Source organism: Stappia sp. WLB 29, assembly GCF_023507705.1.
Taxonomy (GTDB): Bacteria; Pseudomonadota; Alphaproteobacteria; order Rhizobiales; family Stappiaceae; genus Stappia.
Genome location: NZ_JALBGD010000009.1, coordinates 26,557 through 45,996, shown reverse-complemented (window position 1 = coordinate 45,996; position 19,440 = coordinate 26,557). Strand labels below are relative to the sequence as shown.

General features: G+C 66.7%; 20 protein-coding genes. 10 read left to right on the top strand and 10 right to left on the bottom strand.

Going from position 1 to position 19,440, the window contains the following annotated elements:
* Nucleotides 1-460 precede the first annotated feature (460 nt).
* The 6 genes from MNI96_RS16400 to MNI96_RS16375 all read left to right on the top strand — a co-directional run bounded on the left by MNI96_RS16400 (nucleotide 461) and on the right by MNI96_RS16375 (nucleotide 6,510).
* The gene (locus MNI96_RS16400) at nucleotides 461-790 is read left to right on the top strand and encodes a phasin family protein (RefSeq protein WP_209001614.1); all 330 of its coding nucleotides are present in this window, start codon (nucleotides 461-463) and stop codon (nucleotides 788-790) included.
* A gap of 898 nt (nucleotides 791-1,688) precedes the next feature.
* The gene (gene clpS / locus MNI96_RS16395) at nucleotides 1,689-2,018 is read left to right on the top strand and encodes an ATP-dependent Clp protease adapter ClpS (protein WP_249694895.1); all 330 of its coding nucleotides are present in this window, start codon (nucleotides 1,689-1,691) and stop codon (nucleotides 2,016-2,018) included.
* A gap of 9 nt (nucleotides 2,019-2,027) precedes the next feature.
* The gene (clpA, locus tag MNI96_RS16390) at nucleotides 2,028-4,454 is read left to right on the top strand and encodes an ATP-dependent Clp protease ATP-binding subunit ClpA (protein ID WP_249694893.1); all 2,427 of its coding nucleotides are present in this window, start codon (nucleotides 2,028-2,030) and stop codon (nucleotides 4,452-4,454) included.
* Nucleotides 4,455-4,608: 154 nt separating this feature from the next.
* Entirely contained in the window at nucleotides 4,609-5,385 is a 777-nt protein-coding gene (locus MNI96_RS16385) for an AzlC family ABC transporter permease (protein WP_249694891.1), read from the top strand.
* The gene (locus MNI96_RS16380; protein WP_249694889.1) at nucleotides 5,382-5,732 is read left to right on the top strand and encodes an AzlD domain-containing protein; all 351 of its coding nucleotides are present in this window, start codon (nucleotides 5,382-5,384) and stop codon (nucleotides 5,730-5,732) included. The genes MNI96_RS16385 and MNI96_RS16380 overlap by 4 nt, the downstream gene beginning before the upstream one ends.
* A 115-nt stretch (nucleotides 5,733-5,847) precedes the next feature.
* Nucleotides 5,848-6,510, top strand: coding sequence for a glutathione S-transferase family protein (locus MNI96_RS16375; RefSeq protein WP_249694887.1), 663 nt, complete (start codon nucleotides 5,848-5,850; stop codon nucleotides 6,508-6,510).
* Nucleotides 6,511-6,526: 16 nt separating this feature from the next.
* On the opposite strand, the gene MNI96_RS16370 is transcribed toward MNI96_RS16375, so the two are convergent.
* The 4 genes from MNI96_RS16370 to MNI96_RS16355 all read right to left on the bottom strand — a co-directional run bounded on the left by MNI96_RS16370 (nucleotide 6,527) and on the right by MNI96_RS16355 (nucleotide 9,804).
* Nucleotides 6,527-6,955 (bottom strand): HIT family protein, encoded by a 429-nt coding sequence (locus tag MNI96_RS16370; protein ID WP_249695208.1) that lies wholly within the window; start codon nucleotides 6,953-6,955, stop codon nucleotides 6,527-6,529.
* A gap of 203 nt (nucleotides 6,956-7,158) precedes the next feature.
* A complete protein-coding gene (locus tag MNI96_RS16365) occupies nucleotides 7,159-8,418 on the bottom strand; it encodes a GNAT family N-acetyltransferase (protein WP_249694886.1) in 1,260 nt (419 codons plus the stop codon).
* 123 nt (nucleotides 8,419-8,541) lie between these two features.
* Nucleotides 8,542-9,312, bottom strand: a complete 771-nt coding sequence (locus tag MNI96_RS16360) for a glycerophosphodiester phosphodiesterase family protein (protein ID WP_249694884.1) — start codon at nucleotides 9,310-9,312, stop codon at nucleotides 8,542-8,544.
* Between the two features lie 27 nt (nucleotides 9,313-9,339).
* Nucleotides 9,340-9,804: a RidA family protein gene (locus MNI96_RS16355; RefSeq protein ID WP_067334142.1), complete on the bottom strand. Its 465-nt coding sequence runs from the start codon at nucleotides 9,802-9,804 to the stop codon at nucleotides 9,340-9,342.
* Between the two features lie 195 nt (nucleotides 9,805-9,999).
* On the opposite strand from MNI96_RS16355, the gene MNI96_RS16350 reads away from it, so the two are divergent.
* Nucleotides 10,000-10,854 carry a cell envelope integrity EipB family protein gene (locus tag MNI96_RS16350; protein WP_249694881.1) on the top strand — a complete coding sequence of 285 codons (855 nt, stop codon included), beginning with the start codon at nucleotides 10,000-10,002 and terminating at the stop codon, nucleotides 10,852-10,854.
* Between the two features lie 66 nt (nucleotides 10,855-10,920).
* Here MNI96_RS16350 and MNI96_RS16345 read toward each other — a convergent pair whose 3' ends face one another.
* The gene (locus MNI96_RS16345; RefSeq protein ID WP_249694879.1) at nucleotides 10,921-11,949 is read right to left on the bottom strand and encodes an amino acid ABC transporter substrate-binding protein; all 1,029 of its coding nucleotides are present in this window, start codon (nucleotides 11,947-11,949) and stop codon (nucleotides 10,921-10,923) included.
* Between the two features lie 77 nt (nucleotides 11,950-12,026).
* Nucleotides 12,027-13,007: a glycosylasparaginase gene (locus MNI96_RS16340; RefSeq protein WP_249694877.1), complete on the bottom strand. Its 981-nt coding sequence runs from the start codon at nucleotides 13,005-13,007 to the stop codon at nucleotides 12,027-12,029.
* Between the two features lie 248 nt (nucleotides 13,008-13,255).
* On the opposite strand from MNI96_RS16340, the gene MNI96_RS16335 reads away from it, so the two are divergent.
* The gene (locus tag MNI96_RS16335; RefSeq protein ID WP_249694875.1) at nucleotides 13,256-13,984 is read left to right on the top strand and encodes a GntR family transcriptional regulator; all 729 of its coding nucleotides are present in this window, start codon (nucleotides 13,256-13,258) and stop codon (nucleotides 13,982-13,984) included.
* Nucleotides 13,985-13,996: 12 nt separating this feature from the next.
* Here MNI96_RS16335 and MNI96_RS16330 read toward each other — a convergent pair whose 3' ends face one another.
* The 3 genes from MNI96_RS16330 to MNI96_RS16320 all read right to left on the bottom strand — a co-directional run bounded on the left by MNI96_RS16330 (nucleotide 13,997) and on the right by MNI96_RS16320 (nucleotide 16,382).
* Nucleotides 13,997-15,304: a DNA polymerase IV gene (locus MNI96_RS16330; RefSeq protein ID WP_249694872.1), complete on the bottom strand. Its 1,308-nt coding sequence runs from the start codon at nucleotides 15,302-15,304 to the stop codon at nucleotides 13,997-13,999.
* 80 nt (nucleotides 15,305-15,384) lie between these two features.
* A complete protein-coding gene (locus tag MNI96_RS16325; protein ID WP_249694870.1) occupies nucleotides 15,385-16,065 on the bottom strand; it encodes a hypothetical protein in 681 nt (226 codons plus the stop codon).
* Nucleotides 16,062-16,382: a DUF3572 domain-containing protein gene (locus MNI96_RS16320; RefSeq protein WP_249694868.1), complete on the bottom strand. Its 321-nt coding sequence runs from the start codon at nucleotides 16,380-16,382 to the stop codon at nucleotides 16,062-16,064. The genes MNI96_RS16325 and MNI96_RS16320 overlap by 4 nt, the downstream gene beginning before the upstream one ends.
* Nucleotides 16,383-16,537: 155 nt before the next feature.
* Here MNI96_RS16320 and MNI96_RS16315 point away from each other — a divergent pair, with 155 nt between their 5' ends.
* The gene (locus tag MNI96_RS16315) at nucleotides 16,538-16,906 is read left to right on the top strand and encodes a response regulator (RefSeq protein WP_067216017.1); all 369 of its coding nucleotides are present in this window, start codon (nucleotides 16,538-16,540) and stop codon (nucleotides 16,904-16,906) included.
* A 28-nt stretch (nucleotides 16,907-16,934) separates the two neighbouring features.
* On the top strand, nucleotides 16,935-18,371 hold the full coding sequence (locus tag MNI96_RS16310; protein ID WP_249694866.1) for a PleD family two-component system response regulator: 1,437 nt from the start codon (nucleotides 16,935-16,937) through the stop codon (nucleotides 18,369-18,371).
* Between the two features lie 9 nt (nucleotides 18,372-18,380).
* Here MNI96_RS16310 and MNI96_RS16305 read toward each other — a convergent pair whose 3' ends face one another.
* Nucleotides 18,381-19,025, bottom strand: coding sequence for a DUF2799 domain-containing protein (locus MNI96_RS16305; RefSeq protein WP_249694864.1), 645 nt, complete (start codon nucleotides 19,023-19,025; stop codon nucleotides 18,381-18,383).
* Nucleotides 19,026-19,440 lie beyond the last annotated feature (415 nt).

Genomic DNA, 19,440 nt, shown 5'->3' with positions numbered 1-19,440 from the left:
TCTCGAGATTTTTGGCCGACTTGTCGCCGGCTCCGATGCTGCCGAGAGTCGCAAAAGGCAGTTAATGCGCCGTTACCGGAGGCTCTCCCGGACGCGCGAAACCGTGCCCAAAGCGCCGCCCTTGTGCAAGTGCGATGGAAAAGGCCAGCGAAACCCGTGACTTGGAAGGTGAGGGGCGGGCGGCGCAAGGGAGAAACCTCGGGAAAACCTTCCTGTGCCGGCTATGTTGCACTGCAAAATAACTCTTGACAAAATTTGTGCAATGCATATATCTGAAATCGTTATCGCAAGGCTCGACGCTGAGGCGTGCTTGGGGAAGGTCCGGACAGGATTTTCCGCTGACGTCCGGACATTCGGGCACATCGCGTGCCGGAACCGGCGAGGGCCGGACCGGACCGGAACACCGGGGCAATTCACAAGGCCGTCAGGCCTGCACGACAACGCTCAGAGGTCACCAATGATCAACAATTTCGACGACATGCAGAAGCTCGGCAAGGACAACATGGATGTCATGATGCAGAGCTTCGGTGCCATGACCAAGGGCTTCCAGGCAATCGCTTCGGAAGTTGCCGACTATCAGAAGAAGTCCTTCGAGACCGGCTCCGCCGCCGTCGAGAAGCTGGTGTCCGCGAAGTCGCTCGACAAGGCCTTCGAGGCCCAGAGCGAGTACGTGAAGACCGCCTACGAGGGCTTCGTCGGCGAGGTCACCAAGATCGGCGAGATGTACAGCGACCTGGCCAAGGATGCGTACAAGCCGTACGAGAGCGCCTTCTCGAAGGTCGCCAAGTAATCTTTACGTCTCCCAGGACGATCCCGGCGGTCCGCCGCCGGACTTTTGACCCGCAGGCAAAACCTGCGGGTCTTTTTCGTTTCGGTGCCCTTTCGTCCCAGTCGTGGAGGCGCACCGTTTCGCTCCGCCTGCCGGCCTAGGTCGTGGACTCATAATTGTGCCGGAAACGGCGTCCGGTCGGGTAAAGATATGCCAGGAGGATCGCGAGGGCCGGGGCAGGTCCCCCGGCCGAGCGGTCCGACGCCGCAGTGAGATGCTCGAACGGCGCCCTTCGGGTATGCCGGAACCCGCCGGCAACAGCGTCGCAAGCCCTTGAAAACCTAATGGTTTCCTGCGGCCTTGCTCCTTGTATCCGATCGGGTTCGGGCATACCGTTTCTCGCCAGAATTATGAGTTCACGACCTAGCCGTCCAACAATTCGGCGTGTTGCCTCCGCGAATGCGCAAGCGTGCCATTGAGCTTGGCGCAGGATGCCATACATTAACGAAACGCGCGGGCACGATTGCCCAAGCGGCTGCCGCAAGGGGCCGGCTAACTGGGGCAAGACCGTTCGCGTCGCGGTCGCGGTACGGATTTCCCGAACAGGGATGCAGAACGCTGCCATCTCCGGCTTGCCGCAACGGCGGACAGGACACACGCTCCGACTCCGCCCATGCTGGCAGGACCGGCAGCCGGAAGCCGGGGATCCGGTCGGCGTCGACGGCGCCGGTCTTCCGCGGCGTACCGGGCGGGCTCGGCCCGCGGGCCCGCCGCGGCAGGGTTTGGAAGCGAGAAAGGCGCAGTGCGTGACCGTAAGAACAACACGGGGATCCGGGCCTCTCATGGACGGAAACCCGTTGTCGGACAAGGCGCCGGAGCGCGCGCCGGTTAGGGCGCCAAACGGGGCGATGGAGAGCCAATGACCAATGGACCTCAGCGCGGAAATGGTGACGGCACGGGCAGCGAGCTCGTCACCAAGACGCGGACAGTCGCCAAACGGCCGAACCTGTATCGCGTTCTGTTGCTGAACGACGACTACACGCCGATGGAATTCGTCGTGCACGTGGTGGAGCGGTTCTTCCAGAAGAACCGCGAGGAAGCCACGCGCATCATGTTGCACGTCCATCACCACGGCGTCGGGGAATGCGGTGTTTTCACCTACGAGGTGGCAGAGACCAAGGTCACTCAGGTCATGGACTTTGCCCGCAAACACCAGCATCCTCTGCAGTGCGTGATGGAAAAGAAATAGGGGTCGCCCGTGCCGTCATTTTCCCGAAGCCTCGAAAAGGCCCTGCACCAGGCGCTCTCGTTCGCGAACGAGCGACAGCAGGAATACGCGACCTTGGAGCATCTGCTCCTCGCGCTGATCGACGATCAGGACGCGGCCGCCGTCATGCGCGCCTGCAACGTCGATCTCGACGTTCTCAAGCGCAATCTCGTCGAATATATCGACACCGAACTCGAGAACCTCGTCATCGACGGCGATGACGATTCAAAGCCGACGGCCGGGTTCCAGCGCGTCATTCAGCGCGCCGTGATCCATGTCCAGTCGTCGGGCCGGGAAGAAGTGACGGGCGCCAACGTGCTCGTCGCCATCTTCGCCGAGCGGGAAAGCCATGCGGCCTATTTCCTGCAGGAACAGGACATGACCCGCTACGACGCGGTCAACTACATCTCCCATGGCATTGCCAAGCGCGCCGGCATGTCCGAAGCACGTCCCGTTCGCGGCGCCGACGAGGAAGCTGCGACGGAGGAGGGCGTGGAAAAGCCTAAGCAGAAGACGGATGCGCTTGAGGCCTACTGCGTCAATCTCAACGAGAAGGCCAAGTCCGGCCGCATCGATCCGCTGATCGGTCGCGATGCCGAGATCTCGCGCACCATCCAGATCCTGTGCCGCCGGTCGAAGAACAATCCGCTCTTCGTCGGCGACCCTGGTGTCGGCAAGACCGCCATTGCGGAAGGCCTCGCCAAGCGCATCGTCGACGGCGACGTGCCGGACGTCCTGATGGACGCCACGATCTTCTCGCTCGACATGGGCGCGCTCCTCGCCGGTACCCGCTATCGTGGCGACTTCGAGGAGCGCCTCAAGCAGGTGGTCAAGGAGATCGAGGAATATCCGGGCGCCGTGATGTTCATCGACGAAATCCACACGGTGATCGGTGCCGGCGCCACCTCGGGCGGGGCGATGGATGCCTCGAACCTGCTCAAGCCGGCGCTCGCCTCCGGGTCGATCCGCTGCGTCGGCTCGACCACCTACAAGGAGTATCGCCAGTTCTTCGAGAAGGACCGCGCCCTGCTGCGCCGGTTCCAGAAGATCGACGTCAACGAGCCGACCATCTCGGACACGGTGGAGATCCTCAAGGGCCTCAAGCCCTATTTCGAGACCTTCCACAAGGTCCGCTACACCAACGAGGCGATCAAGACCGCGGTGGAGCTGTCGGCCCGCTACATCAACGACCGCAAGCTGCCGGACAAGGCCATCGACGTGATCGACGAGTCCGGCGCCTCGCAGAAGCTCGTTCCCGAAGCGCGCCGCCGCAAGACCATCGGCGTCAAGGAGATCGAGACCACGATCGCCTCGATGGCGCGCATCCCGCCGAAGTCGGTCTCCAAGTCCGACGAGGAGGTGCTGTCGAACCTGAACGCTACGTTGAAGCGCATGGTCTACGGCCAGAACGATGCAATCGAGACGCTGGCGAGCGCCATCAAGCTCGCCCGTGCGGGCCTGCGCGAACCGGACAAGCCGATCGGCAACTACCTGTTCTCCGGCCCGACCGGCGTCGGCAAGACCGAGGTGGCCCGCCAGCTTGCCTCCTCGCTCGGCGTCGAGCTGCTGCGCTTCGACATGTCGGAATACATGGAGCGGCACACGGTCTCGCGGCTGATCGGCGCGCCTCCCGGCTATGTCGGCTTCGACCAGGGCGGGTTGCTGACCGATGGCGTCGACCAGCATCCGCATTGCGTGCTGCTGCTCGACGAGATCGAGAAGGCGCATCCGGACCTGTTCAACATCCTGCTGCAGGTGATGGACCACGGCCGGCTGACGGACCACAACGGCAAGCAGGTCGACTTCCGCAACGTCATCCTGATCATGACGACCAATGCGGGCGCGTCGGACATGGCCAAGCCGCCCATCGGCTTCAACCGGGTCAAGCGGGAAGGCGAGGACCAGGAGGCGATCAACCGCCTGTTCACGCCGGAATTCCGCAACCGTCTCGACGCGGTCGTCGCCTTCGGCAGCCTGCCGATGGAGGTCGTGCACCGCATCGTCGAGAAGTTCGTCATGCAGCTGGAGGCGCAGCTGGCCGACCGCGGCGTGACGTTCGAGCTGACCGAGAACGCCATCGCCTGGCTGGCCGACAAGGGCTACGACGAGCGCATGGGCGCCCGCCCGCTCGCCCGGGTGATCCAGGAGCACATCAAGCGGCCGCTGGCCGACGAGGTGCTCTTCGGCAAGCTCAAGAAGGGCGGCACGGTCAAGGTGTCGGTGTCGGAAGACGCGGCGGGCCTGCTGCTGGAAACGGTCGAGGACACTCCGGTCAAGCCGAAGGCGGAAAAGCCCAAGGCCGCCCGACCGAAGCGCCGCCGCAAGCCGGCGGCGAAGAAGACCGAGGCCGCCGCGCCGCCGAAGAAGGGCGGTTCGGCCAAGAAGAGCCTCGTCCCGAAGGTGCCGCTGGCCGACTGACAGAACGCAACGATCGCCGCCGCACTCTGGTGCGGTCTCGCGGAACGGCGCCCCTGCGGCGCCGTTTTGCATTTCGGCGCCAACCTGATAGGTAGGATGCTCTCCCTGCCGCTCCCCCTCCCGGAGCCGGCGCCAAGTCTTGCGGTCTCGTTTCATGCCGACGCCCCCGTCCGCATCGCCCGAACCTTTGCCCGATCATCGCCCGGAAGGCGGCGAGCAGCTGCCCTCGCGCGTGTGGGTCCTGCGCGGGGTCCGGGCGGCGGTGTCCATTCCGGCGCTCATCCTTGCCGCCGCCTTTGTCGGCTATGCCGGCCTTGCGCGCGAAAGCGGCTTCACCCTCGGCGAGACGCTGGCCATGGTCGGCTTCGTCTGGGCGCTGCCGAGCGTCGTGGTGCTCACCGGCGCGATCACCGCCGGCATGGGACTGGTGCCGGCCGCCATTGCCGTTGCGCTCGCCTCGGTGCGCCTGATGCCGATGACGATGGCTCTGATGCCGGTGTTGCGGGTGGAGGGCAGGACACGGCGCTGGCAGCTGCTGATCGCCTCGCATTTCGTGGCCGTCACCGCCTGGGTCTGGGCCATGCGCTACCTGGAGGACCATCCGCGCGAGGCACGGCTGCCGTTCTTCCTCGGCTTCGGCGCCAGCCTCACCGCTTTCGTCTTCGTGATGACGGGGGCCGCCTATGTGCTGGTGGACGACATGCCGCTGCTGCCGTCGGCGGCGCTGTTCATGCTGACGCCGGTCTATTTCCTGTGCTCGCTATGGGGTGCGGCGCGCATTTCCGCCGACAAGGCGGCGATGGCCATCGGGTTGCTGCTGGGGCCGCTGTTCCATCTCTACCTGCCGGGGCTCGACCTGTTGTGGACCGGGCTTGTCGGCGGCACGCTCGCCTATGTCGGCACGCGGATCGCGCGAAGGGGGCTGCGATGAGTGCTGCCGATGCCTGGTGGTGGCCTTATGTGATGATCGTGGTGGCGGGCTGGCTCGCCACCGACATCTGGCGCTGGCTCGGCGTCTTCGCCAGCGGCAAGCTGCGCGAGGATAGCGAGGTGATGATCTTCGTGCGCTCCATCGCGACCGCGCTGGTCGCCGGTGTGATCGCCAAGCTGATCCTGTTTCCCGCCGGCGCCTTGCAGAGCGCGCCGGTGGCGCTGCGCATTGTCGCGGCCGCCTGCGGCTTCGCCGCCTTCTTCGCCTCGCGGCAGAAGGTGGTGATCGGCGTTGCGGTCGGCGAGGTGGTGCTGATCGGCGGCTGGCTGCTGCTGGATCTTGGCTGAGGACAGCGCGGCCGACAGGATGGGCTGCTGACACGAGGCTGTCAGCAGGGGGCTGCTAATCCACCTTTGCGAGGGCGCGAGGGCGCGCCGTCCGCAGGCCCCAAGGAGAGATCCCATGTCCGACACAAGTTCCGCCCACAAGCTGACGCTGCATTACGCACCCCGCAGCCGCGCCAGCACCGCCCGCGTGCTGCTCGACGAACTCGGCGCACCCTACGACCTTCATGTGCTGAACATGCGTGCCGGCGAGCTGAAGTCGCCCGACTACCTGGCGATCAATCCGCTCGGCAAGGTGCCGGTGCTGACCCATGGCGAGACGGTGGTGACCGAGTCCGTCGCCATTGCGCTCTATGCCGGCGACCTCTTCCCGCAGGCGGGGCTGACCCCCGCCATCGGCGATCCGCGCCGCGGCGCCTATCTGCGCTGGATGGTGTTCTATGCCGCCAGTTTCGAGCCGGCAGTGGTGGACAAGGCGCTCGGCCACGAGCCGAGCCCGCAGTCGCCCTATGGCACCTATGACCTGGTGATGGAGACCCTGGCCGGGCAGCTCGGCAAGGCGCCCTATCTTCTCGGCGACGAGATCACCGTTGCCGACATCCACTGGGGCTCGACGCTGCGCTGGACGCTGATGTTCAAGCTGGTGCCGGACCTGCCGGTCTTCACCGACTATGCCGAGCGCATCACGTCCCGGCCGAGCTTCCTGCGCGTCTTCGAGGACGAGGGCCGGCTCGATGCGGAGCATGAGGCCGCCGCTGCGAAGGCGAGCGGCGGCAACTGAGGTTCCGCGCCTTCGCTCAGGCGAGGGCAGCGCGGATCTTGTCGGCATTGGCCGCCAGCACCGCCTGGTCGGCCATCTCGCCGGTATGCGGACGCAGCGACACACCGGCAAAGCGCGGGATGACATGGACATGGGTGTGGAACACCACCTGTCCGCCCGCGCTTTCGGAGAACTGCTGGATGGTGGTGCCGTCGGCGTCGAAGGCGCGCACCACCGCATGCGCCATCTTCTGCACGGTCTTCATCACCGCGTTGAGATCGTCCTCGGCAATGTCGAGAATGTTGCGCGAGGGGGTCTTCGGGAGCACCAGCACATGGCCGTCGCCGCGCGGCATGATGTCCATGATGACGAGGGTCTTGTCGTCCTCGTACACCTTCTGGGCGGGCAATTCGCCGCGCAGGATCTTGGCGAAGACATTCTGGTCGTCGTAGGCGGCAGCTTCGATCGGCATGGTGTTCTCCGGTAGGGCCCTGGCGGGCGAACGCGTTGCCTTCTTGGCAGCACAGCCGCCGCCGGGGTTCAAGTTCAGAATCAGATTCAGCTGAGAAATCGATTCAACGGTGGCCCGTGAGAGTTCAGGATCGACCTCGCATCCCGATTCAGCGAGAGCGAAAAGGCGAGTCGATAGAATCGGATGCGGCGAGGTCTTCAGGCTTTCCTGAAGGGCGAGTGCTCGTCGCGGATATAGGCGCCTTCCTGCTCCACCGCCCGGCGTTCGCGCTGCAGATAGTCGGCGACCGCGTCCCGCAGTCCGGGGTGGGCGATGTAGTGGGCGGAGCGCGTCAGGCTCGGCAGATAGCCGCGCGCGAGCTTGTGCGCCCCTTGCGCGCCCGCTTCCACACGGGGCAGGCCGTGCTCGATGGCATGGTCGATGGCCTGGTAGTAGCAGACCTCGAAATGCAGGAACGGGTGCTCCTCGATGCAGCCCCAGTTGCGCCCGAACAGGGCGTGCGAGCCGACGAGGTTCAGCGCGCCGGCAATGTAGCGCCCTTCGCGCCGGGCCATCACCAGCAGCACCCGCTCGCCCAGCCGCTCGCCGAGCAGCGAGAAGAAGCGGCGGTTGAGATAGGGGCGGCCCCATTTGCGCGCCCCGGTGTCCTCGTAGAAGGCGTGGAAGGCGTCCCAATGCCGTTCGGTGAGATCGCTGCCCGTCAGCCGCTCGATCTCGATGCCGGCCGCCATCGCCTCGCGCCGCTCCTTGCGGATCTGCTTGCGCTTGCGCGACGCGAGGTCGCCGAGAAACCCCTCGAAATCGGCATAGCCGTGGTTCTCCCAGTGGAACTGCTGGTCGGTGCGCAGCAGATAGCCGTGCGCGCCTGCCGCCTGCCACTCCTCCTCTTCCATGAAGGTGATGTGGGCTGAGGAGGCCTCGCGCAGCGCGCAAAGGTCTTGCAGGCCCTGCGCCAGCGCGGCGATGGCAGCCTGGCGGTCGATATCCGGCCCGGTCAGGAAGCGCCGGCCGGTCGCCGGGGTGAACGGCACCGAGCACTGGAGCTTGGGATAATAGCTGCCGCCGGCGCGCTCATAGGCATCGGCCCAGGCGTGGTCGAAGACGTATTCGCCCATCGAGTGGGACTTGAGATAGCAGGGCAGGGCGGCGACGGCGCGCCCGTCCGGATCCTCCAGGATCAGATGCTGGGGCAGCCAGCCGGCTCGGCGTCCGACGCAGCCGGCCTCTTCCAGGATCGACAGGAAGTCGTGCGATATGAAGGGGTTGAAGGCGGTTGGCGGAGAAACTGATTCAGCGCCTGCAGATTTCGATTCAAGCGGGGCGGGCGTCAGCTTGCCGCCCGGCTCCAGCCGCCAGCCGGGATTGGCGAGCGTATCCCACTCTTCGCGCGGAAAGTCGGAGAGCCCGCCGATCGCCTTGAGGCGGAACGCGCGGGTGTCGTCGTCGCATGCGGTCACTCGGGCAGGCCTTCAACGCTTGCGGCCCGCGCGGAGGGAGGCGCCGCGGGCCGGGTGGGGAACTCGCCCGTCAAATCTAGTGCGCTGCACGCGTGCTGCAAAGGCGGTGCGTCAGGTGCCGCGTCAGGAGGAGGGTGCTGCGTCCGGGTCGAAGCCTTCGAAGACGATCTGATCGGCGAAGGCACGGGCGCGGGTGAGGTCCTCCGGCGTGCGCACCGTCCAGGCGATTAGCGGCAGGCCGAAGGCCTTGCGCAGCACCGTCGGGGCGAGCGCCGGCAGGTCCTTCACCCAGTAGGAGACGAAGCTCGGCCGGGTGCGGACGCTGTGCAGAAAGTGGCGCAGGGCAAAGCGCTCGACGCGGCCGGCGCGGCCCCACTCTTTCAGGTCGCGGGCGCCGTCGCCGAGCGCGCCGCGCGGAATGTCGGGCGCGGCCTCGCGCATCAGGGCCAGCATTTCCGGGTCGAAGGACTTCACCGCGACCGGACCGGAATAGCGGGCAAGGCTCGCGGCGATGGAGGCGATGAAGGCGCGTTCGGGCTTCCGGCCGAAGCGCGACTTGATCTCGATGCAAAGACCAACCTTGCCGTCCGTCTGGGCGAGCAGGTCGTCCAGCGTCCACAGCCGGTCGTCCGTGCCGCGCAAGGCGATGCGGGTGAGCTCTGCGGCGCTGCGCTGGCGCACCGGGCCGCTTTCGAAGGTCAGCCGGTCGAGCGTGTCGTCGTGGAAGACGATGGGCACGTCGTCGGCGCTCTGCTGCAGGTCGACCTCGATGGCGAAGCCCTTGTCGACGGCTGCCTGAACGGCGCTCTGGCTGTTCTCGAGGCAGCCGCGCGACGCGTCGTGATAGCCGCGATGGGCGATGGGACGGCTGGTCAGCCAGGAAATGTCACGCATGGTGGTGTCCGCCGTCCCTGTGCCGTGTTACTCGACTTCGAAGACCGCCTCGACCTCGACGGCGACGCCGAAGGGCAGGCCGGCAACGCCGACGGCCGAACGGGCATGGCGGCCGCGGTCGCCGAGCGCCTCGACGAGGAAGTCGGAGGCGCCGTTCATCACCTTCGGCTGGTCGCCGAAGTCGGGAGCGGAATTGACGAAGCCGACGATCTTGACGAGACGCACGACCTTGTCGAGGTCGCCGAGCGCGGCCTTGGCTTGGGCCAGCAGGTTTATGGCGCAAAGGCGTGCGGCGGCCTGGCCGTCCTCGATCGAGGTGCCGGCGCCGAGCTTGCCCTGGAACTGGATGCCGTCCGGACCCATCGGGATCTGGCCGGAGATGAACAGCTGGTTGCCCGTGCGCACGAAGGGCACGTAATTGGCCGCCGGCGCCGCCGCCTGCGGAAGGGTGACGCCCAGTTCGGCGATACGCGCCTCGATCTGACCCGGCATTGCAGTCCTCCTTTGGATTGTCGGCGGCGACATTGGCCCAAATCCGGAAAGGCATCAAGCCGCCTGCCGGGTCGGTGCGGGAGAAACGGGTGGATGATCGGCGCGGCTGCCGCGCACGCGGGACGAATGGGTCTGGTCGGCGCGCGCCGGATGGGCAACAGTAGGGCTTCGGATTGCTCCAAGGAGACAAGCTTCATGTGTCACACCCACTGGACGCGCCCGCTCGCCATGGCCGGGCTCGGCGTCCTGCTGGCGATCGCCGGCGCACCCGGGGCGGCCCTTGCCGGCGTTCAGCTGCAGCCGCATCGCGCCGTCTATGATCTCGGACTGACGGACAGCGCCGAAGCGACCGGCATGACTGCCGTGCGCGGACGCATGGTCTACGAGTTCACGGGCAATGCCTGCGAGGGCTACAGCGTCGCGTTCCGTTTCGTCACGCAGGTTGCCGACGAGGGCGGCAACAGCCGCGTCACCGACCTGCAGACCAGTTCGTTCGAGGAGCCGGCCGGAAAGAGCTTCCAGTTCGTCTCCAAGACCTTCGTCAACCAGCAGCTCAGCGAGGAGACGCAGGGGCGGGCCGAGCGGGTGGACGGCGGCATCGACATCGACGTGAAGAAGCCGAAGGAGAACCAGGTCGCGCTGAAGCGCAAGGTCCTGTTCCCCACTGAGCACCTGGTCACGATGCTGAGACAGGCGCAGGAGGGGGAGACGATCTTCGTCGCCGATCTCTTCGACGGTTCGGAGACCGGCGAGAAGGTCTACGAGACCACGGCGGTGATCGGTCCGCGGCGCGAGGGCACAGGCGATGTCGGGCGCGACGACGCGGCCGCCGTCGGCGAGATCGGGGCGAGCGCCCACTGGCCGGTGACGATTTCCTATTTCGACGAGAGCAAAGGCGACGGAGGCGAGCGTACGCCGATCTACCAGCTCAGCTTCCTGCTCTACGACAACGGCGTCAGCCGGCGGCTGGTGCTGGACTACGGCGACTTCGAGCTGCGCGGAAACCTCGTCGAGATGACGCGGATGCAGACCAGCGAGTGCGACCAGTAGGTCTTTGGGGGGCGGGCAGGCGAACCCGCCCGCCCCCCGGCTTCGTCAGCGGTCGATCAGCGGTTATCAGCGGATCGGGGGGGCGAACTGGATGCCGCCCTGCGACCACAGCGCGTTGACGCCGCGCGGCAGCTGCATCGGGCTGCCGGTGCCCAGGTTCCGGTCGAAGGACTCGCCGTAATTGCCGACATGGCGGATGATGCGGGCGACCCAATCGTTGGTCAGGCCGAGCGTCTTGCCGAATTCGCCGTCGAGGCCGAGCAGACGGCGGATCTCCGGGTTGTCGCTGGTGGCGGCAAGTTCGTCGACATTGGCCTTGGTGACGCCGAGCTCCTCGGCATTGACCATCGCAAAGACCGTCCAGCGGACGATGTCGAACCACTCGTCGTCGCCCTGGCGGACATAGGGGCCGAGCGGCTCCTTGGAGATGACGCCGGGCAGCAGCATGTGCGCGTCCGGTTCGGCCATCTTCAGGCGGTAGGAGACGAGCTGCGACATGTCGGTCGTCAGCGCGTCGCAGCGCTTGCTCTCATAGGCCTTCACCGTGTCGTCGATGCTCTGGAAGGTGACGAGCTGGTAGTCCATGTTGTTGACGCGGAAATAGTCGGCAAGGTTCAGCTCGTTGGTGGTGCCCTGCACGGTGCAGATCGAGGCGCCGTTCAGCTCGCGGATCGATTCCACGCCGAGGTCTCGGCGCACCTGAAAGCCCTGACCGTCGTAGTAGTTGACGGCGGTGAAGTCGAGGCCGATGCCGGAATCGCGGCCGAGCGTCCAGGTCGTGGTGCGCGGCAGCACGTCGATCTCGCCGGTCTGCAGCGCGACGAGGCGGTCCTTGCTCGACAGCGGCACGAAGTCCGCCTTCTGCGGGTCGTCGAAGATCGCCGCCGCCAGCGCCCGGCAGACGTCGACGTCGAGGCCGGTCCACTCGCCCTTGTCGTCGGCCATGCTGAAGCCGGCGATGCCGGTGCTGGTTCCGCAGACCAGCCGTCCGCGCTCCTTGACGATGTCGAGCGTGCCCTTCGCCAGCGCGGCGTTTCCGAACAGCAGCGTTCCTGCGACTGCAGCCAAAGCCAGCTTGATGCCTGTTGATGCCATTCCATGTTCTCCGGTTGGGTCGTCTTTTTCACTTCAAGGGGCGGGCTTTGCCCGCGCCCTTCCGCTGGCGGCAAGCGCTAGAGGTCCATGACCTCGTAGCGGCCATGCGCCGTTGGCCTCGGTGTGGGGTCGTCGCTGATAGCTATGATTTCCGCGGGTTCCGCGCGCGGGGCGGCGTCGCCCTCGCGCCAGATCCAGTAGTGGTTTTCGGGAAGTCCGTTGACCGCGACGACCTTGTGATGTCCTTGCGCGTCGATGGCGTGGATGGTGACGCGGCCGATCAGCCCGCCGACCAGGCGGCGCATGTCCTCCACCGCCTCGTAGACGGCGTCCTCGACCGAAAGTCCCGTCTTCATGTAGAGCACCACCGCCCGCGCCGTGCCGCAGCGGATGGTCATCTCGCCGACGCCGGTGCAGGCGCAGGCGCCATGGCGGCTGTCCGCATAGGAGCCGGCGCCGATCACCGGGCTGTCGCCGAGGCGGCCGGGATATTTCCAGCCCCAGCCTGAGGTGCTGGTCGCCGCCGCGATGTCGCGGTTGCGGTCCTGGCCGAGAAACACCGTCGTGTCGCGGCCGAGCTCCGGGTCGATCGCCTGCTTGCACAGCTCGCGCATGGGCACGTTCGGCCAGTTGCGGCGGTCGGCCTCGCCGACTTCGGTGGCGAACCAGCGGTTCCAGGCGTTTTCCGCGTGCGGCATCAACAGCTCGCCGGCCTCCGCGCCGATCTCGCGGGCAAAGCGCATCGCGCCTTCGCCGACCAGGAACTCGTGCGGCAACTGCTCCATCACCTGCCGGGCGATGCTGACCGGATGCAGGAAGCCGGTGAGGGCGCCGACCGCACCGGTGCGGAACGTTGTGCCGTCCATGACCGAGGCGTCCAGCTCGACGGTGCCGAGCAGGTTGGGCCAGCCGCCGCGGCCGACGGTCCGCACGCTCTCGTCCGCCTCGACCAGGCGCAGGCCCGCCTCGAGCGCGTCGAGCGCGGAGCGGCCCTCGGCCAGCAGTTGCGCCGTCGCCGGAATTCCGCAGCCCCCTTCGTTGTTGGAGACGACGATCATGCCGGCTTGACCTGAGTCCGAACGTTCGATTCTCTCATATTGTATCCAGTTCATTCTCGGGAGATTTTTGAGAAATTCCGCGTTTTAATTGGATATTTTCTACCATATCCGTGTGTCTCGACTCATTATGGCATATTATTTTTCAATATTGGATTCAATTTTTTCGAGAACGAAAGGCTGCTATCATCGCGGCGGGCGACGGGCTATGCCTTGCCCGACCGACACCGCAACAGAGGCGTGTTCTGCCGATGACATCGAGTGCAGCATCAGGGACCGTAGCGGGGTCCGCGTCGGGCGAAGCCCCGGCCGGGCGCCGCAAGACGACGAGCGCCCATGTGGTCGACCGGCTGCGCGAGCGCATCCTGAGCGGCGACCTGCCGGAGGGGGCGCAGCTGCGGCAGGAGAAGCTGGCGAGCGAGCTGGGCGTCAGCCGGGTGCCGGTGCGCGAGGCGCTGCACCAACTGGAGGCCGAAGGCCTGGTGACCCTGGTCACTCACAAGGGCGCGGTGGTCTCGGGCCTGTCGGTCGACGATCTGGAGGAGACCTACGAGATCCGCGCCCAGCTGGAAGGCTGGCTGCTGGAGCAGGCGATGCCGATCCTCAGCGAGCGGGACTATGCGCGCGCCGAAGCGCTGGTGACGGAGATGGAAAGCGATCCGCGCGACGAGAGCTGGTCGGATCTCAACTGGCGCTTCCATGCGACGCTCTATGCGCCGGCGAACCGGCCGCGCACGCTGGAGCTGGTGCACAAGCTCTACCGCAACGCCTATCGGCACTTTCCCCTGCCGATTCGGCTGACCGGCGGGCGCGAGCGGATGAGCCGCGAGCACCGCATGCTGGTCGAGCTGTGCCGCAAAGGCGACGTCGCCGCCGCCCGCGAGCATCTGACGACGCATATCCTGCTCGGTGCGCGGACGCTGATTTCCCGGCTGAAGGCGCTGCGGCAGAAGGAAGCCGCAGACGAGGAGACCCGCTAGGCCCTTCCGCCGTTAGCGGTCGCGCTGGCGGCGCGGGTCGCCGGCCTTGGTGAGGCCCAGCTCCACTGCCTGCTTGCCGAATTTCGAGCGCAGCGCGTCGATGGCCCGCTCGGCCCGGGCGCGCTGGCCGGCGGCCGGGTCGACCAGATCCTCAGGGTCTGCCCGCGTTCCGTCCGTCAGTTCCGACACGCCGATGCCGATAAGGCGGAAGCGCCTTCCCTCCACTGCGGCCTTCAACAAGTCCTCGCCGGTGCGGAAGATCCGGTCGGCAAGCTGCGTCGGATCGGCAAGGCTGCGCGAGCGGGTGATAATGCGGAAGTCCGGCGTCTTCAGCTTCAGCGTCACTGTGCGCCCGGCAAGGTCGGCCGCCTTCAGCCGCGTCGACACTTCTTCCGAAAGCCGCCGCAGGATGGCGCGCAGCCGCGCCACGTCGGAAATATCGGTGTCGAAGGTCGTCTCGCTCGACACGCTTTTGGTCTCGCGTGTCGCCGAGACCGGCCGATCGTCGCGGCCATGGGCAAGGCTGGCGAGCCTCAGGCCCATCGCGCCGTAGCGGCGGGCGAGATCCACCGCCTCCATCTTCTGCAGCTGGCCGATGGTGGTCAGCCCGTCGGCGGCGAGCTTTTGCTGGAACACCTTGCCGACGCCCCAGATCAGCCCGATGGGCTGCTCCGCGAGGAAGCTCACCGCCTCTGCCGCGCCGATCACGGAAAAGCCGCGCGGTTTGTCGAGATCGGAGGCGATCTTGGCCAGGAACTTGTTGGGCGCCAGCCCGACGGAGACGGTGACGCCGACCTCCTCCTCGATGGAGCGGGCGAAGCGGGCGAGCGATTCCGCGGGGCTTGCGTGATGCAGCCGTTCCGTGCCCGTCAGATCGAGAAACGCCTCGTCGATGGACAGCGGCTCGACGAGCGGCGTCAGCGCCCGCATGCGCTCGCGGATGTCACGGCCGACGCGGGCATATTTTGCCATGTCGGGCTTGATCACCACTGCGTCGGGGCACAGCTCGCGCGCCTTGAACATCGGCATGGCCGAGCGCACGCCCTTGATGCGGGCGATGTAGCAGCAGGTCGAGACGACGCCGCGCGTGCCGCCGCCGACGATCAGCGGCCGGTCGACCAGCTCCGGGTTGTCGCGCTTTTCCACCGAGGCGTAGAAGGCATCGCAGTCGATATGGGCGATGGACAGGTTGTCGAGTTCGGGATGGGAGAGCACGCGCGGGCTGCCGCAGGCGCGGCAGCGCAGGGACGTGCCGCGCACCGCCGCCGGCGCCCGGCTCAGGCAGTCGCGGCACAGGGCGGTGCCGGCGCGGGCGGCCATCGTGCCGCCTGCTGTACGTCCCCCGACAGGCGCTGCGCCCGACATGTCCCGCGGCTCCGGTCCTTCGGCTGGGTGGTGTCTCAGCCGCCGATCACCTGCCGAATATACGTGGTCGCCGTTCTCCAGTCATGGGTCTTGAGGCCGGTTCCCTCGATATCCTCCGCTCCGGCGAAGAAGCGCCGGTCGGCGATGAAATGCACCAGGGTGCTCCCCGCATGGCTGTCGCGCACCGAGCGGATGTTGGACGGGCTGTCGTCGATGAAGACGACCGGCGCGCTGCGTCCGGCGGCAAGGGCCGCCACGGCCCCGCCCTTGGGGCCGGAATTGGTGACCAGCGGATAGGCCATGCCGTGGCTGGTCAGCGTGCGGATGCGCCCCTCGCGGTTCCAGGCACCGGGCAGGTTGGTGAGGAACACCACGTCGGCGGCCCCGGCAAGGCTCGCCAGCGCGTCGGCGGCGCCCGGTACCGGCTGCTGCCGCTCGACCCACTCGTCGAAGAAGGCCTGGATCAGCGCGCGCACCACGGTCGCTTCCAGCAGCGCTCCGGCGGCATCGGCGATGTTGCCGGTGAGCTTGTAGTCGTGGCTGAGGAAGCGGTGGCCCGAGCGGCCCATGTGCTCCTCCAGGTGGGCGAGGAACAGCAGCACCACCTCGTCGACGTCGCAGATGACGAGCGGTCGTCCCGGGCGGGCCGGGGCGGTCTCGTGCAGCTGGCGGATCTGGTCGAGCGTTGCCGGCAGCACCGGCGTCGGCGCGCTCATTCGCCGCTCTCCCCGTAGACGACGCCCTCGCCATGGGCGGTGTCGAGCGCGTGGCGGGCGGTGGCGATGGTGGTCGGGCGCAGGCTGCGCGCCTCGCAAAAGGCCAGCAGCAGGGCCTCGTGGCCCATGTAGAACTCCAGCACCCCGATCAGGAAGCCCGGCTCGCTCGCCGCGTCCCTCAGGTCCGCCGGGCCGATGCCGGCCAGCGCCAGGAAACGGCCGAGATGCTCCATGTCCGAGGCGAGGTAGCCGAGGGCGTCCGTGGCGATCGCCTCCGCTTCCTCGGACCCCAGCCGGGATGAATGCCGCGCAATCATTCGCGTTTGCCTTTCCGAAACGAATTCCCTCTACGATATATGGTACCTATCGTGGGTAAGGGGCCGACGCCAGTCACGCTCTCGCCAAGCCGGCGCTGCAAGGTGCCGGAACGTGAGCCGCGGGTAGGCCGGGCGCGGGGACGAAGGCGAATACTATGGCTAAAACCGTGCTGATTGTTGAGGATAACGAACTCAACATGAAGCTGTTTCATGATCTTCTGGAGGCCCACGGCTACCAGACGCTCCAGACCCGGACGGGAATGGAGGCGCTGGAGCTTGCGCGTGAGCACCGCCCGCAGCTGATTCTCATGGATATCCAGCTGCCGGAGGTTTCCGGGCTCGAAGTCACGAAATGGATCAAGGAAGACGACGACCTCAAGACCATCCCGGTCATCGCCGTCACCGCCTTCGCCATGAAGGGGGACGAGGAGCGAATCCGCCAGGGGGGCTGCGAGGCCTATATTTCCAAGCCGATCTCGGTCGCCAAGTTCCTGGAAACCGTGCGTTCCTATCTGGGCGACTGATCAACGGACGAGGGCCAACGGGCGGGGTATGAGCGGGCGCATTCTCGTTGTCGACGACGTCAAGGCGAATGTGAGGCTTCTGGAAGCCCGGCTCGGAGCCGAGTATTTCGAGGTCCGGTCCGCCGTGAGCGGCGTGGAAGCGCTGGAAATTCTCGCCGACTGGCCCTGCGATATCGTCCTGCTCGACGTGATGATGCCCGGCCTCGACGGGTTCGAGGTCTGCCGGCGAATCAAGACCGACCCGCGCCTTTCCCATATCCCCGTCGTCTTGATCACCGCGCTCGACCGCTCGGAAGACCGGATCCGCGGCCTGCGCGCCGGCGCCGACGAATTTCTCAGCAAGCCGGTCAACGATGTCGCGCTGGTGGCGCGGGTGCGCAATCTCATCGGCCTCAAGCGGCTGACCGACGAGCTGCGCCTGCGCGCCCAGACCGGCTCGCAATTCGGCCTTGCCAGCGATTTCGACCCGGCCGGCGAGGTGCCCGGCAGCGTGCTCATCGTCGACGACAGTTCCGTCTCCGCCGAACGGCTCGCCGCGGCGCTCTCGCGCGACTACGATGTGGCGGTGGAGCCGTCGGCCGCGCAGGCGCTGCTGTCGGCCTCCAACGGGGCCTACGACACGATCCTCATCAATCTCCGTCTTGCCGGCTACGACGCCCTGCGCCTCGTCTCGCAGCTGCGCTCGCTCGAGCGCACGCGGCTGGTGCCCATCGTGCTCATCGCCGATCCGGACGATACGGCGCGGGTGACGCGGGCGCTCGATCTGGGCGTCAACGACCATGTGGTTCGCCCCATCGACAAGACCGAGCTCGCGATCCGCGTGCGCACGCAGGTCAGCCGCAAGCGGGCGACGGACCGGCTGGCCGCCGATGTGGAGCAGACCCTGGCGATGGCGGTCACCGATCCGCTGTCGGGCCTGCGCAACCGTCGCTACCTGGAAACGCATCTGGCGAGCGAACTACGCCAGGCGGCCGAGGCCGGCCTGCCGCTGGCCTTGATGCTGGTCGATATCGACCATTTCAAGCGGATCAACGACCTGCACGGGCATGACGCCGGCGACAGGGTGATCCGCGACGTGGCACGGCGCCTGCGCTCGCACACCCGCAGCCTCGATCTCGCCTGCCGGTTCGGCGGCGAGGAATTCGTCATGCTGATGCCGGAGACCGATCTGGAGAAGGCCGCCGGCATTGCCGAGCGCCTGCGCAAGATCATCGAGACGGAACCCTTCTCCCTGCCATCCGCCGACGAAATGCTGGTGACCGTGAGCATCGGCGTTGCCGCGTTCCAAGGGCGGGGCGACAGCGGCCCGGCCATGCTGAAGCGCGCCGACCAGGCGCTCTACCGGGCCAAGGCCGAAGGCCGCAATCGCGTCGAGCTGGATGCGGGCGAGAGCAATGCCAAGGGGCACGCTTCGGTCGCGCCGCTGCCCGGCACCACACCCGGCCGCACCGCGCGGACCGGATAGATCTGTTCCCTACTGCTGGTAGCCGGGAATGGTGCGGCGGGCTTCCTCGTCCACCTGCGCCAGCGTCAGTTCGTAGTCGCGCCGGCGGTCGTTCAGCTCGAAGCGGGCATCCTGCATCTTGAAGCGCGAATCCTGCACCCTCTGGCGCAGCTCGTTCCGGCGGTCGCGGCAGGCGATGCGCTCGTCGCCCTTCTTGTCGCGGCAGTCGATCCGGTCCAGCTCGGAGCGCAGGCGGTCGATCTCGCGCTGGCGGTCGTCGATCCGCCGCTCCAGCTGCGTGACCTTGTCGCGGGTGGTCCAGACCCGCTTGCCGAGCCGGTGGGCGCGCTCGGCCTCGCCGGCAAGGTTCGGCGGGCAGATCGGCGACAGGTTGGTATTCTGACGGCCGAGGGTGAAGCCGTTGAGCGGGGTGCAATAGAGCTGCACGCCCTTGTCCCAGCCGCTCATATAGGCCTGCGGGTCCGGGGTGATGCCGTGCCGGCCGCAATCCTTGGCGACATCCTCGAAGCGGGAGGAGGGGTAGCCCTGCGCTGCATGGGCGCGGCCGATCTCGCTCCAGTCGCCGGCGACGCATTGTTCCTTGGAGACCGTCTCGCAGCCGGCAAGAAGACCGGCAGCAAGGATCAGGAGGACGGCGTTGAGGCACTGTTTCATGAGGCGGGTCCGTTCGGCCGAAACGAGGCCGCACGGAAGGCTGCTGCTGCCGCCCCCCAACGGCGCCTTTTCCTTAGCTGCGGCGCGGGCCTTGCGCAACCGGATGTGCGAAGGACGAGGAACGAGGGGCCGAGGACCCGCGCATCGTGCCGGTTTCGAGCGGGTACGCCGCCGCGAAGTGGGGCGAATCGATCACGTCGCCGTGACCTTGCGCAACAATCTTGCGACTTCGGCCCGTTAACCGAACTTATTTACATAAAACGAAAAGAAACTTTTAACGATCTCGGCGAGTGTGTTGATTCGACGGACCTTTCAGGTACTCTCACAGCAATCGACGGCGACAGATCCTCGGATCGTCGCCTCGTTATCTTGCCGGCTTCGCCGTAATCGGCAGGGCCCGCGCAAGATGACCCAC